This is a genomic window from Arthrobacter sp. MDT1-48-3 (genome assembly GCF_054511015.1).
The window spans coordinates 250465-263068 of the sequence record NZ_JBTNDL010000001.1; the positions used below are offsets into that span (position 1 = coordinate 250465).

At 66.3% G+C, this 12604-nt stretch carries 16 protein-coding genes and 2 tRNA genes; 5 read left to right on the forward strand and 13 right to left on the reverse strand.

Translation table 11 applies throughout. The annotated features are described in order from the left end of the window. Nucleotides 1–27: 27 nt before the first annotated feature. The 5 genes from ACX80L_RS01235 (at nt 28) to ACX80L_RS01255 (ending at nt 3675) form a co-directional block, all read left to right on the forward strand. Nucleotides 28–1137: an NAD(P)/FAD-dependent oxidoreductase gene (locus ACX80L_RS01235; RefSeq protein WP_459287162.1), complete on the forward strand. Its 1110-nt coding sequence runs from the start codon at nt 28–30 to the stop codon at nt 1135–1137. Next, nucleotides 1127–1756 (forward strand): class I SAM-dependent methyltransferase, encoded by a 630-nt coding sequence (locus ACX80L_RS01240; RefSeq protein ID WP_459287164.1) that lies wholly within the window; start codon nt 1127–1129, stop codon nt 1754–1756. The genes ACX80L_RS01235 and ACX80L_RS01240 overlap by 11 nt, the downstream gene beginning before the upstream one ends. Before the next feature lie 70 nt (nt 1757–1826). Next, entirely contained in the window at nt 1827–2996 is a 1170-nt protein-coding gene (locus ACX80L_RS01245) for an RtcB family protein (RefSeq protein ID WP_459287166.1), read from the forward strand. A gap of 50 nt (nt 2997–3046) precedes the next feature. Further along, nucleotides 3047–3478: a hypothetical protein gene (locus ACX80L_RS01250; RefSeq protein ID WP_459287168.1), complete on the forward strand. Its 432-nt coding sequence runs from the start codon at nt 3047–3049 to the stop codon at nt 3476–3478. Between the two features lie 23 nt (nt 3479–3501). Beyond that, nucleotides 3502–3675 carry a hypothetical protein gene (locus ACX80L_RS01255; RefSeq protein WP_459267206.1) on the forward strand — a complete coding sequence of 58 codons (174 nt, stop codon included), beginning with the start codon at nt 3502–3504 and terminating at the stop codon, nt 3673–3675. An 81-nt stretch (nt 3676–3756) separates the two neighbouring features. Here ACX80L_RS01255 and ACX80L_RS01260 read toward each other — a convergent pair whose 3' ends face one another. The 13 genes from ACX80L_RS01260 to ACX80L_RS01320 form a co-directional block, all read right to left on the reverse strand. After that, on the reverse strand, nt 3757–4056 hold the full coding sequence (locus ACX80L_RS01260) for a hypothetical protein (protein ID WP_459287170.1): 300 nt from the start codon (nt 4054–4056) through the stop codon (nt 3757–3759). A gap of 48 nt (nt 4057–4104) precedes the next feature. Then, nucleotides 4105–4698 carry an SDR family oxidoreductase gene (locus ACX80L_RS01265; RefSeq protein ID WP_459287172.1) on the reverse strand — a complete coding sequence of 198 codons (594 nt, stop codon included), beginning with the start codon at nt 4696–4698 and terminating at the stop codon, nt 4105–4107. Between the two features lie 178 nt (nt 4699–4876). Then, nucleotides 4877–5716: a helix-turn-helix transcriptional regulator gene (locus ACX80L_RS01270; protein WP_459267208.1), complete on the reverse strand. Its 840-nt coding sequence runs from the start codon at nt 5714–5716 to the stop codon at nt 4877–4879. 114 nt (nt 5717–5830) lie between these two features. Then, nucleotides 5831–6406, reverse strand: coding sequence for a dihydrofolate reductase family protein (locus ACX80L_RS01275; RefSeq protein WP_133082359.1), 576 nt, complete (start codon nt 6404–6406; stop codon nt 5831–5833). A 320-nt stretch (nt 6407–6726) separates the two neighbouring features. Continuing rightward, nucleotides 6727–7152, reverse strand: coding sequence for a hypothetical protein (locus ACX80L_RS01280; protein ID WP_459287174.1), 426 nt, complete (start codon nt 7150–7152; stop codon nt 6727–6729). Nucleotides 7153–7472: 320 nt separating this feature from the next. Continuing rightward, complete coding sequence (locus tag ACX80L_RS01285) at nt 7473–7823, reverse strand: VOC family protein (protein WP_133082357.1); 351 nt, start codon at nt 7821–7823, stop codon at nt 7473–7475. 185 nt (nt 7824–8008) lie between these two features. After that, nucleotides 8009–8380, reverse strand: coding sequence for a hypothetical protein (locus ACX80L_RS01290; protein WP_133082356.1), 372 nt, complete (start codon nt 8378–8380; stop codon nt 8009–8011). A gap of 36 nt (nt 8381–8416) precedes the next feature. Further along, nucleotides 8417–8611, reverse strand: a complete 195-nt coding sequence (locus tag ACX80L_RS01295) for an excisionase family DNA-binding protein (RefSeq protein ID WP_133082355.1) — start codon at nt 8609–8611, stop codon at nt 8417–8419. Nucleotides 8612–8899: 288 nt separating this feature from the next. Further along, entirely contained in the window at nt 8900–9460 is a 561-nt protein-coding gene (locus tag ACX80L_RS01300) for a hypothetical protein (RefSeq protein ID WP_459287177.1), read from the reverse strand. Between the two features lie 59 nt (nt 9461–9519). Further along, a complete protein-coding gene (locus ACX80L_RS01305; RefSeq protein ID WP_459287179.1) occupies nt 9520–9711 on the reverse strand; it encodes a hypothetical protein in 192 nt (63 codons plus the stop codon). Between the two features lie 327 nt (nt 9712–10038). After that, nucleotides 10039–10112: transfer RNA gene (locus ACX80L_RS01310), tRNA-Met, on the reverse strand. A gap of 54 nt (nt 10113–10166) precedes the next feature. Beyond that, a tRNA-Thr gene (locus tag ACX80L_RS01315) sits at nt 10167–10238 on the reverse strand. 128 nt (nt 10239–10366) lie between these two features. Further along, complete coding sequence (locus tag ACX80L_RS01320; RefSeq protein ID WP_133082352.1) at nt 10367–12352, reverse strand: DEAD/DEAH box helicase; 1986 nt, start codon at nt 12350–12352, stop codon at nt 10367–10369. Nucleotides 12353–12604: the final 252 nt, after the last annotated feature.

The window sequence follows — 12604 nt, forward strand, 5'->3', positions numbered from 1 at the left end:
CATCAGCGCACCAGAAGGAGAACCACCATGCCAGCCACTATCAGGCCCCTGCAGGACAGGTACGACGTCGTCGTCGTCGGAGGCGGAGCCGCTGGACTCAGCGCCGCCGTGACCCTGGGCCGCGCACTCCGCTCCGTCCTTGTGCTCGACGCCGGCCGTCCCCGCAACGCACCCGCGCAGGGTGTCCACGGATTCCTGACACGTGAGGGCATGCATCCGCTCGCGCTGCTCGACGCCGGCCGTGGCGAGGCGGAGTCCTACGGGTCCACGGTCCTGGCGGCCGAGGCCGTGCAGGTGCGGCGCGAGACCCGAGGATTCGTCGTGGAGCTGTCCGACGGCCGCGTGGTCCGGGGGCGCCGCCTGCTCCTCGCCACCGGGCTTACCGACGGCCTGCCCGACATCCCCGGGCTCCTCGACCAGTGGGGTGCGGGCGTGGTCCACTGCCCGTACTGCCACGGCTACGAGATCCGCGGGCGGCGCATCGGCATCCTGGGCACCGGGCCCCTGTCCGTCCACCAGACCCTTCTCTTTCGGCAGTGGTCGGACGACATCACGCTCTTCCTCAACGACGCGGTGAGGCCGACGGACGAGGAATGGGACCGTCTGGCAGCGCGCTCCATCCGCGTGGTCGACGGCGCCGTCGCATCGGTCGACGCCATCGACGGCGTGCTGTCAGGGGTGACGACGCGCAGCGGCACGGCTTTCGCGCTGGACGCCCTCGCCGTCGGCACCCGGATGGAGGCCAACGGCGGCCTGCTCGCGCCGCTCGGACTGCCGGAGCAGCAGCATCCGTCGGGGATGGGCCGGTTCGTCGAACCCGGTCCCATGGGCACGACGGCGGTGCCCGGCGTCTATGTCGCCGGGAACGTCTCCAATCTCGCCGCGCAGGTCGTCGTGGCTGCGGCAGAAGGCACCATGGCAGGTGCTGCGATCAACGCGAGCCTCGTCGAGGAGGAGACGGCCTGGGCCGTGGAGGGCTACCGCGGGCCCTTCTCCGCGTCGTCGGAGAGCGAGGTCTCGGCGCGCGTCCTCGGCACGCGCCGGCACGGGCTCGATGATGGGGTCCCGGGTGCTCCAGCACCCGTCGGGTCGATGGTCCGCGACAGGGCCGGAGAAGGGGTGCGCCGTGCAGGTTGAGTACACCCAGGAGTTCTGGGACGACCGCTACCGGCAGCGTCCGAGGATCTGGAGTGGCAGGCCGAACCGCCAGCTCGTGTCCGTGGTGGAGGACCTCCCTGCGGGAAGGGCACTCGACGTCGGCTGCGGAGAGGGAGCGGACGCCGCCTGGCTCGCCTCCCGCGGCTGGTCCGTCCTCGGCATCGATGTCTCCGAGGTGGCGCTCTCCCGTGCCCGGGCCCACGCGGAGGGTCTCGAACCGTCCGTCGCTGAACGCCTCGAGTGGCGCCGGGTGGACCTGCTGGCATCACCGGACCTGCCCGCGGGCCTGGACCTCGTCTCCGTCCAGTTTCTGCATCTGCCGGAACCGGAGCGTTCGCGCATCTTCGGCTCCCTGGCGACCCTGGTCGGCGTCGGAGGGACGCTCCTGATCGTCGCCCACGATCCCTCGGACCTCCACTCCGGCGTCGGACGGCCTGCCCAACCCGATCTCTTCTACACGCCGGAGGAGATGGCAGGGCTGCTCGACGACGGCTGGGACATCCGGGTGTGCGAGTCGCGTCCACGCGTCGAGCGCACCGCCGACGGCCGGGACGTGAGCATCAGCGACGCGGTGCTGCAGGCGGTACGGACCGGCTGACCCGTCTGCAAGGGCCCGGCGGCGTTCTCCGTCGCGTGCTTCCCGCCGGGCCCGTCGGTAGCCTCGACGCATGCAGTGGATCACGGAGAGATACGTCAACTTCGCCAGCATCATCGACGACGCGACCCTCGAACAGAACCGCAGAACCAGCTCCATGCCGTTCGTGTACCCCCACTTCGCCTCCATGCCCGACGCCCATCTGGGCCTTGGCTGTGCCGTCGGCTCGGTCCTGCCGACCCTCGGCGCCATCATCCCCGCGGCCGTCGGGGTGGACATCGGCTGCGGGATGGTCGCCGTACGCACGGACCACTCCGCGGGGGACATCGCCCGCCTGGACCGGCGGAGGCTGCGTGAATCGATCGAACGAGCCATTCCCCTCTCCGCGGGCAACAACAACAAGCGGGTGTCCGCCTCCGCCCAGCCGCGCATCGACGCGCTCGACGAGGACGCCCGGCATGCCGGGTTCGACCCTGCCGGCTACCTGAAGAACTGGCGGCTCCAACTGGGTACCCTCGGCTCCGGCAACCATTTCATCGAGGTGTCGCTCGACGAGGCGGACGACGTCTGGCTGTTCCTGCACTCGGGCTCGCGGGGTATCGGGAATCGCATCGCGCAGCGCCACATCCGAGCGGCGCAGGACTATTGCGCGGGCCGGTCCATCTCGCTGCCTCACCGGGACCTCGCCTACCTCGAGGAGGGCGCGCCAGCGTTCGACCGCTACATCAGCGAACTGCTGTGGGCGCAGAAGTTCGCCCTGCTCAACCGCGAGGAGATGATGGACCGCGTGGTCGGCCAGTTCACGCACTGGGTGGGCAAGCCCGTGCAGGAGCTCGAACGCATCAACTGCCACCACAACTACACGCACCGGGAGAACCACTTCGGGAAGGACGTGTGGCTCTCCCGCAAGGGCGCCATCGCGGCGGATCCCGGGCGACCCGGCCTCATCCCGGGCTCGATGGGCACGCGCTCCTACGTGGTGACGGGCCGGGGCAACAGGGAGGCGATGGACTCGGCACCCCACGGCGCGGGGCGGGAGTACTCGCGCAACGCCGCGCGGAGGACCTTCACGCAGGACCAGCTCCGGGCCGCGATGCAGGGTATCGAATTCCGGGACACCCCTGCCTTCCTCGACGAGATCCCCGCCGCCTACAAGGACATCGATGTCGTCATGCAGGATGCCCGGGACCTCGTGGACATCCGTCATACCCTGCGCCAGATCATCAACGTGAAGGGCGACTGACGGCCCCTGACGGCACCGCGGACGGGAGTGGCGGCGGCTAGGCTGGCGCCATGTCGCTCCTGACCGGCACGCAGCCGCCCGAACCGATCGTCGTGGACGTCGCATCCGATGTGCCGCGGTGGTGGGAGATCGTCGGCGCCCTCGCACCCCTCGCCGTCCTGCTCGCTGCGGTGCTCGCGGCTGTCACGGCGTTCGCGGCCCTCCGGCAACGCTCGACGGCGGACCGGGCCGCACTGGAGCAGAAGAGGCGTGCGGACGACCGGGCCGAATGGTGGCGCAGGACGCAGTGGGCCATCGACGCCGCGACATCCCTCGACCCGATCCGGCAGGAAGCAGGGGTGGAGGCGCTGCTCCAGCTGTCCTACAGCGATCTGGCGACCGAGGAGGACCGCCTGATCCTGGACGCGATCTGGGTGAGCAATCCGGTGGCGAATCCGGAGGATCCCGACGCTGGACTGCCCGAAGGCGGTGCCGGACAATGAGACCAGGACGAAGGAGAGCGCCGATGACCGATTCAGCACATGCACGGCAAGCCCCGTCCGGACAGGGCGGCTATCGACGACCCGCCGATACTCCGCGGGTGACGGCGGCGAAAGCCCGTCTCCGGGTGGCCCTCGACCAGCAACTGGGTCGCAAGACCCCCCAATCCGTGAAGGATGCGGCGGCGGGCAAGCGCTAGCAGCTGCACGCGATCCTCGGATCGGGGCCCGGCAGGTTCGCCTGCCAGGCGTCGTCGTGCCCGGGCGTCGTGCTCCGTGAACTACGACGATGAGCGGTGTGGGGCCTTCATGCCGACGAGGTGTTCGGAGACCTCCCAGATGCGGCGCGCGTCGTTCATGTCCGTCATGGGTGCCCAATGTTCCCGGGCGACGGGGCGTCCGCCGGTGGTGCGCCTGGGTCCGAAGAACTGGTCGCCGCTGGGGTCGGGCGCGGTGGCCGCCATGAGCGCCGGCAATGCCGCGCTCTGCGGGGTGCCGGCCAAGCCGACCCGGGAGAGGACTCCGATGAGGCGGCGCTCCGGCGGTATGCGGTCGCGGCCCATCCCGGGCTGTGCGGCCAACAGGTTCGTCGGTGAGATGCCGGGGTGTGAGAGGTTGCTGCTGATACCTCATCCTTCGACGCGGCTCCTTGCGTCGAGTTCGCGGGCGAACAGGCCGACGGCGATCTTGGATCCGGTGTAGGCCGTCATGACGTCGTAGCTGTGCTCGTGGTTCAGGTCGTCCCAGTTCAGGAAGCCCTTCCTCGCGGCGACGCTGCTCTGGTGGGTGACCCGTGCGCGGCCTTCCTTCAGGAGCGGCAACAGGCCCAGGGTGAGGGCGAAGTGGGCGAGGTGGTTCGTACCCCATTGCAGCTCGAACCCGTCACGGGTGACCTGTCGAGTGGGTGGGCGCATCACGCCGGCGTTGTTGACCAGGATGTTGATGGGCCGTCCCTCGGCGGCGAGGGTGGTGACGAGGGTGGCGACGGATGCCAGGGAGGACAGGTCCAGGGATCGGGTGCTGACGCTCGCGCCGTCGATGGTCGTGCGGATGCGTTCGGCTACGGCGGCCCCCTTGTCCGGGTTGCGGACGGGCATGATGACCTCGGCTCCGGCCTGTGCGAGGCGGGCGGCGATGACGGCGCCGATGCCGTCGCTGGCGCCGGTGACGACGGCGAACTGTCCGGTCAGGTCAGGGATGGGAAGGTCGTGGTTCTGTGGCATCTGAGGGTCCTTCGGTAGAGGCCGGGTAATCACCGGAATCGGTGCCTGAGTTCATGCTGTACCGGTTGCCACACCCCAGCCAGGACCTGTCGATCCACGGATGACGAAACAGCGGACAGGAGGCGATGCTGCGACGCCTGGTGTCGCGTGCTGCGACGCACGATGCGGAGAGGAACGATCAGTTGCTGATGGTCTGCGTGCCGATGACGGTCAGCAGTTGCAGTTTCTCGTGGCTGTCGCTGCCCGGCACGGCCGTGTAGACGAGCAGGCGATGGGACTGGTCCGGATCGAGCAGGGTCTGGCAGTTCAGGTCCAGGCGCCCCACGGTGGGATGGAGGAACCGTTTGAACTCGGGCGGCAGCACGCCCACGTCCTGCGCGTCCCACACCCGGCGGAAGTCCGCATCGTCCTGCAGGAGTGCCGCGAGTTCAGCGGCCCTTGAACCCGGCCCGCGGAGCGCGATGAGCTCGCGCAGGCCCGACGCGTAGACGCGGGACAGCTGCTCACGTTCCTCAGGTGGATATGCTTCCCTGACTGACGGGTCGGTGAACCAGCGGTACCCGATACTGCGTCCTGGGCCCGTACGCGATGAGGCATCACCGAGTACGGCCAGGCCGAGCGGGGTCTGCCGGAGGGTGTCGCCCACCTCGGTGATGATCTCCGCCGGCGTATCGGTCAGCCGGTCGAGGATCCTCATCAACCCGGGGCTCACGAACTCGCTCGCCGAGCCCCGTGGCGGGGGCGTATGTCCGGCGAGGCGAAAGAGATGATCCCGTTCACCGAGAGTCAGATGCAGCCCCTGAGCGATGGAGGTGATCATCTGCTCCGAGGGGTGAGGTCCTGTGCCGCGCTCCAATCGGGCGTAGTAGTCGGTCGACATGTGGCACAGTCCGGCCACTTCCTCGCGGCGCAGACCACTGGTCCTCCGCCGCTGACCCCTCATCAGGCCGACGTCCTCCGGCTGCAGCGATTCACGACGAAGTCGCAGAAACGAGCCCAGACCGTCACGATCGATCATGCGGACCTTCCCTTCATGGCAGGTCTTCCGTCCAGCAGGTCGACGCTCGACCATCCAGGGTCTTCCGATCCACCCATGGAGCGCTTTCCGGTCGAGGCGTTCGTCGAGCCCGCCTCAGTGGACGACGTCGTAGACGGCCTTCACGACACCATTGGGGTAGTTCTCGGACTCGCGAAGGCGCAGCTGTTGCCGGTCCCTGTCCATGGTGCTGAAGAGTCTCTTCCCGGCACCCAGCAGGACTGGGAACACGAGGAGGTTGTACCGGTCGACGAGATTCGCATCGGCGAGGGCCCGCGCGAGTTCGGCACTGCCGTGGACGAAGATCGCGCCGCCGTCGCCCTGCTTGAGTGCGGCTATGTCCTCGACGGATCGCAGGATCTCCGACGGGCCCCACCCGTCGATGAGCGCGTGCTCGTCAAGACTCGTCGAGACGACGTACTTCGGAAGGTCCTTGTAGGCCGCATGGTCCTCCGATCCGACCCAGATGGGCGCGAACGCTTCATAGCTGCGGCGCCCGAACATGAGCGCTGTCGTCTCCGCCAACTCCTCCTCTTTGAGGGCGAAAGCCTCAGGCAGGAACTCGGTGCTGAAAACCCATCCGCCACCGCGGTGCCCCTCTTCGACCCCACCGGGGGAATCGACCACACCATCCAGCGACATGAATCCCGTCCACACCAGTTCCCGTGACATCAAAAACCTCCATTGGTTCATCCAGTTGCCTACATGTACACGGTAGACGCAGCGCGCAGCAGGAATTCATCGGTTGCCTTGGTGAATGGTTCTGAGTCTCATGTGGGCTCCTGATCCGCGCGGGAGCTCGTCCGGTATCGCCCGGGCGGGAGCGAGCGTTCGCGGTGGAACGCTCGGCTGAAGGCGTAGACGGAGGTGTAGCCCACATCGGCGGCGGTGTTCTCGAGGGGATCGTCGGTGTCGCAGGCGAATCCTTCGTCGGTAACGCGAAGGGTAGGACGCGCGACGGGGGATCCCGTCAGGTGCAGTCACCTCCGGCTCTACCGGACGAAGATGTTGGTGTGGACCTCAACCCAGTTGTCGCGCTTCAGATCAGCTGTGTCGTACGAGTCCAAGACCAGCGTCAGCTGAGGCAGACTCGAGCTTCCCCCTGGCGAGACGGTGACCAGTTGACCATGACCGCGGCCACACCCTCCGATGACGTCGTCGTTGTCGACCGCGTACGCGCAGTAGCCCTGGTCGTCGTTCATCGCTCCTATGAAGTAGGCAACCTGATTCTGCTCGGCCACCTTCCTGACCGAGTCCGCGTTCACGCTCTCGTCTACGACGACGTCCGGTAACCGGTCCGCCGCGGTGGCCTCCCTGTCCAGGGCCGTGATGCCGTATTCAGCACCACTGCATCCGCCGATCAGGATCAGTGTCGAAGCCAAGGCTGTTGCCGCTGCTGCCTGCTTGAAGTGCATCATCGTCCCCCTCGACAGCCGCCAGAGCATTACCTCGTCATGACGCTATCAACGGGCACAGGCGCTTCTGACGCGTAGCTCCGGATTGGAGCATCGAGCCCCGTTGATGCGGTGACCGCCGGGGGTAGCGGAACGCCGGCCACACCGAATGTCGCAATGAATGTACCCGCTACACGCGCATCCGATCATCGCCAGTCACCCGTGGAGCCCTGATACCTGTAGCTGTGAGTCACAGCGGTGGGTGGCGTGGCTTTCACAGCGTTCGATGGCCGACCAACGTCCGTATCAGGATCGACATCCGGCGCTGAAAGAAGACTTCCATATCAGTTCAGTTCCGTGACGAAGCCGATCTTATTGCCGTCCATGTCCGTGAGTTCGAAGAACTCGACGACATCCTGAATCCGCCGCAGCTCGCTGACCCGGAGCCCGAGTTCCTTGAACCTCATGTGCTCTTCGGCGGCATCTTCGACGCTGATGTTGACGGACAAACCCTCGCACCCAGCGAGCTGTGGAGCCAGCGCAAGCTGAAGCCAGAAAGGGCCGAGGTCGAATTCCACGAGACCGTCGAGAGGGATCTGCGCGGGCTCCCCAAGCTCGAAAGCTGATGTATACCAGGCAACCGCTGATTCCACATCACGGACTGGCACCCCGATGGTCACTGCTTGCGCTCTCATCCGAGCAACCTAGCAACCCGCCCATGAAGTGGGAAGGACCATCGGGCGCTTCAGAGCTGGAGGACATGACTATTCATGCCCGTGAGCCGGTCCTGACCGAGAATATGACGGCGATCATGGGAACCCGTGAGGCGACAACTGCCGTGCCGAACTCATAAATTCTTGCCCGGTCCGGCAGGCGAGATCTACCCCGTTGCCTCATAGGTCGCCGGTACAGCCGCGATAGGGAGAGTGGCGATGGTCTCCCTGAACACGTCGGCTTGTCCCTCAAGCCTCCTGATCAACGCGCCGGAGTGCTTCGCTCTCGTCGGTTGCTGACCGAGGGCGCGGGTTGCTGATGCCTCTAGTTGCGCTGCTCCCACCATCGCCGCACTGGCCTGCAGGCTCAGAAGCGCCGTGGTGATCTCTTCTTCGTCATGGTCTTGATAAGCCTGTTCGATGCGCTCTATCCGACCGGCCAGGAGTGCGCTGAAGGTGGTCAGGAAGTCCATTGCGACGTACAGGTCAAGATCTTCGACGAGCTTCGCCAATGCGGTCGTGTCAAAGACAGGAATCATCGGGTGCCTTCGAGTGCTGGTAACCCCCGGTATTCATCAGTGTCCGGGATTGACTGACTCGAGGTAACGCTGCACCGCGAGCTTCGGCACCCGGTAGGAGCGACCGAAGCGGATGCTCTCCATCGCCCCGGACTGCATCAACCGATACACCGTCATCTTTGACACCCGCATACTGGCAGCTATTTCTGCGACCGTCAGAAGGTCTGTCGTCATCGATGTGTTCTGTGCCATGACTACCCCAGCTCCCCGTATCGTGTGCCACGTTGGCCACAGTCTTAACACTGAACTGTTCCTGCTGGTTACACACGAGTAGTGACTACCTGTTCCGCACCACCGTCGACCAAGTACCAGGCAGGCCGCCGGCTCCTGGTGTCACCGCATCCGATGGATGCTGAGGCGCACCCGCAACGGACGCTGGCACCACATCACCGCCGACGCTTCAAGCGGTGGATGGGCGACGTGACCCGAACCTGCCGGGCACTCGATGAGGAACCAGAGGCAACCGATGGACTCCGAGGCCTAAGCCGGCCCCTCGATAGGATTACCCGTCCCGTGCTCGATCCAAGGGCCGGTCCCGGTCACCGGGCACGTGGCATCCAGAGCCTTCGACGTGGTGTCGTGATCGGTCGTGTGGAGCCCGTACGTCGAGCTGAGCATGGCGATGTCGCGATCGACGCGACCGTCGCTCCACAATGCGTCATAGCGGAATCCTCGAACCTCGCGACGCAGCCACCTGGTGGTGCGAGGGTACGCGGTCACCCGGAAAGCGATCGGCGCCTGATCGCGGGTCGACCAGGTTCGGGCATGCCGCAATACCGTACCCAATCGGGTGACGGCGAACGAGGACGCGGCGGTCCCGGCATCGGAGAACGACGCCATGCCTCCGTACAGGGTCAGGGCATCCGAGGCGGCTTCACGAAGATGATGTTCCCCCTGGATGTCCTCGAACAGCCGAAGGAGCCGATCAGCGGCATGGATTCGCGCCTCGTCCCCCTCTGCCTGAGCGACCACACGGACATGAGCGATGGCGGCGATGGCATCACTCTGGACCGACTCGACCGTTTCCCGCTTCGTACTCATGCCCTCATCCTATGGATGCGCCAGAGCAGCCTCATCAAGGAGGCCCTGTCGGGAATCCCTCAGCGGATGATGCATCCTGTGGAAGCGAGGATCCATTGGTCGAAGGCGTCCAGGTGGGCATCAGGCGAGACACCTGCGAGGTCGACACGCGTGGCGTTCCGGCCGCTCTCGACGAACCGGTTCTTCTGCTCGGTGGTCGACTTGCCGTGCTCGGCATAGATCAGCAGGGTCGGGACAGCGAGGCTCTCCATTCCTCCCACCGCCGTGACATGCGGCAGTGAGGTTCCGGGGCATCACGTCCCGCTCGAACCGGGGGTACAGGCCATCCTCGCGTTCATCGAGGACCGCTTCCCATGAGCGCGACAGCGCACGGCGCCGAGAGCGGCAAGCGCGGACTCCTGGTCGCATACGGGCCGACCATGACCTTCCGGAGTCCCGCCGCCGGCGTCGCACTTCACAAGGACGAGTCGGCGCACCCCGGCTGGATGAGGGCGCCCAGGGACGGTGCTGTACGAGTAACGCCGTCAGCAGACAGAAGAAGACCCCCGGAGTCTCGAGGACTCCGGGGGTCTTGTCTGTAGCGGTGGTGGGACTCGATCCCACGACCTCACGATTATGAGTCGTGCGCTCTAACCAGCTGAGCTACACCGCCCTAAATGAGGCTGCCCGCACCGATCGGATGATCGTCACGGGCCCCTCATTCATGAGCCCCCCACCGGAATCGATCCGGTGACCTCGTTCTTACCAAGAACGCGCTCTACCACTGAGCTAGGGGGGCAACAGCAAGAAACTTTACCAGTTCCCTGCCGCTGGTGCGAAATCGACAGCGGCCCGAACGGGCCGACCCCTGATTCCGCGTCGGACCCGCGCGGGGCGCGGGCCCGACGGGGTTCGACTAGCTAGTTCCTACCACTGCTCGGACTGGGCGCTGGAGCGTCCTGCTCCGGCTCCCGCACCCTTGGTGTAACGGGGCTTGCGGGTGGCGTCGCCCGAGAAACGGGTGTCGCCGTCGCGCTTCGGAAAGTCCTTCTTGAAGGGCTTCTTGAACTCGCCAGCACCGCGGTTACCCGAGGGCTTGCGTCCCTTGTCGAGCTCGAGGTGGATGAGCTCACCGCCGATGCGCGTCTTGGAGAGCGCACGCAGCTGGTCCGTGGACAGGTCCGCGGGCAGCTCCACGAGGCTGTGGTCGGCGCGGATGTCGATGCCGCCGATCTGCGAGGAGGACAGGCCGCCCTCGTTGGCGATGGCGCCGACGATCGAGCCCGGCATCACGCGCTGGCGACGCCCCACCGCGATGCGGTAGGTGGCGTTGCCCTCGGTGAGGGTGCGCGTCGGGCCACGGGAGCCGAAGGCGTCCTTGCGGCCCTCGGCCCGCTCGCGCTGGCCGGCGGGAGCGACGGGGATGTCCTGGACGAGGATCGGCTGTCCGCCCTGCGCCATGACGGCGAGGGCAGCGGCGATCTCGGTGGCGGGCACGTCGTGCTCGCGCTCGTAGTTCGCGATGAGGTCGCGGAACAGTGCCACGTCCTTGCCTGCCAGCGTCTGGGTGATCTTGTCCGCGAACTTGCTGAGGCGCAGTTCGTTGATCTTCGCCGTGGAGGGCAGCTGCATCTGCTCGACGGGCTGGCGCGTGGCCTTCTCGATCGAGCGGAGCAGGTACTTCTCACGCGGGGTGATGAAAAGGATCGCGTCACCCGAACGTCCTGCGCGGCCGGTACGACCGATGCGGTGGACGTAGGACTCCGTGTCGTTGGGGATGTCGTAGTTCACGACGAGCGAGATGCGCTCCACGTCGAGGCCGCGGGCGGCGACGTCCGTGGCGACGAGGATGTCGATCTTGCCCTCGCGCAGCGCCTCGACGGTGCGCTCGCGCTGCTGCTGGGGGATGTCTCCGTTGATGGCTGCGGCTGTGAAGCCCCGTGAACGCAACTTGTCCGCCAGGTCTTCCGTGGCCGCCTTGGTGCGGACGAAGGCGATGATGCCGTCGTAGTCCTCCACCTCGAGGATGCGGGTCATCGCGTCGAGCTTGTGCGGGCCCATGACCTGCAGGTAGCGCTGACGCGTGTTGGTGCCCGTCGTCGTCTTGCCCTTGACCGAGATCTCGGCCGGATCGTTCAGGTACTTCTTGGCGATCCGGCGGATGGCCGGCGGCATGGTCGCGGAGAACAGTGCAACCTGCTTCTCGGCGGGCGTCGAGCCGAGGATCTTCTCGACGTCCTCGGCGAAGCCCATGCGCAGCATCTCGTCGGCCTCGTCGAGGACGACGTACTCGAGGTTGGAGAGGTCCAGCGACCCCTTCTCGATGTGGTCGATGACGCGACCCGGGGTACCGACGACGACCTGCGCGCCGCGGCGGAGGCCGTTGAGCTGGGGGCCGTAGGGCGATCCGCCGTAGACGGGAAGGACGGTGAAGCCCTCCATGTGCTTGGCGTAGGAAGTGAAGGCGTCGGCCACCTGCAGCGCGAGCTCGCGGGTCGGTGCGAGCACCAGGACCTGCGTGTTCTTGCTGGGTCCGCCGTTGACGTCTGCGAGTTCCGCCATCTTCGACAGCGCGGGTACGGCGAACGCGGCCGTCTTGCCGGTGCCGGTCTGGGCCAGGCCGACGACGTCGCGACCTTCGAGCAGCGCGGGGATGGTTGCTGCCTGGATGGGTGAGGGCTTCTCGTAGCCGAGGTCGTTCAGTGCCGCGAGGATGCGGCCGTCGAGATTGAGCTCGGTGAAGCGGATGGTCACACCGTCGTCGTCGGACTCCGGAGCGGGAACCGCTGCGGTGGTCTCGGTGACGGGGGTGGTGTCGGTGATGTGCTCGGACAGGTTTTCAGGCACGGAAAGAATTCCTCCAGATAGGTGCCGGACGGCCTGAGGATGGAGCCCGCAGAGCCGAATGAACATGGATCCGGCACTGTTTCAATCCCGAGGCCGAGCTCCTCGTCACACCGTGTTCTCTGCTCTCTCAGCAGTGATGTGTGACGTTTCTTCTAGCCGGCGCTCCCTGATGAATCTGCTCGCGAGTCTTCGCTCCGAGCCCCAACACAACCTATCCGGCCCGAAAGGGGCGGAAATAAAGGGAATACCGGTGTGGGGGATGTTCCCAGTCTACGGCACGTACGCCCCGTCGCGCTCCATGAGGAGGCCATCCGGCAG

Coding starts and splice junctions, on each gene's coding strand:
- ACX80L_RS01235 (WP_459287162.1), top strand. CDS start 28: ATGCCAGCCACTATCAGGCCCCTGCAGGACAGGTACGACGTCGTCGTC.
- ACX80L_RS01245 (WP_459287166.1), top strand. CDS start 1,827: ATGCAGTGGATCACGGAGAGATACGTCAACTTCGCCAGCATCATCGAC.
- ACX80L_RS01250 (WP_459287168.1), top strand. CDS start 3,047: ATGTCGCTCCTGACCGGCACGCAGCCGCCCGAACCGATCGTCGTGGAC.
- ACX80L_RS01255 (WP_459267206.1), top strand. CDS start 3,502: ATGACCGATTCAGCACATGCACGGCAAGCCCCGTCCGGACAGGGCGGC.
- ACX80L_RS01265 (WP_459287172.1), bottom strand. CDS start 4,698: ATGCCACAGAACCACGACCTTCCCATCCCTGACCTGACCGGACAGTTC.
- ACX80L_RS01270 (WP_459267208.1), bottom strand. CDS start 5,716: ATGATCGATCGTGACGGTCTGGGCTCGTTTCTGCGACTTCGTCGTGAA.
- ACX80L_RS01275 (WP_133082359.1), bottom strand. CDS start 6,406: ATGTCACGGGAACTGGTGTGGACGGGATTCATGTCGCTGGATGGTGTG.
- ACX80L_RS01280 (WP_459287174.1), bottom strand. CDS start 7,152: ATGATGCACTTCAAGCAGGCAGCAGCGGCAACAGCCTTGGCTTCGACA.
- ACX80L_RS01285 (WP_133082357.1), bottom strand. CDS start 7,823: ATGAGAGCGCAAGCAGTGACCATCGGGGTGCCAGTCCGTGATGTGGAA.
- ACX80L_RS01290 (WP_133082356.1), bottom strand. CDS start 8,380: ATGATTCCTGTCTTTGACACGACCGCATTGGCGAAGCTCGTCGAAGAT.
- ACX80L_RS01295 (WP_133082355.1), bottom strand. CDS start 8,611: ATGGCACAGAACACATCGATGACGACAGACCTTCTGACGGTCGCAGAA.
- ACX80L_RS01300 (WP_459287177.1), bottom strand. CDS start 9,460: ATGAGTACGAAGCGGGAAACGGTCGAGTCGGTCCAGAGTGATGCCATC.
- ACX80L_RS01305 (WP_459287179.1), bottom strand. CDS start 9,711: ATGGAGAGCCTCGCTGTCCCGACCCTGCTGATCTATGCCGAGCACGGC.
- ACX80L_RS01320 (WP_133082352.1), bottom strand. CDS start 12,352: ATGTTCATTCGGCTCTGCGGGCTCCATCCTCAGGCCGTCCGGCACCTA.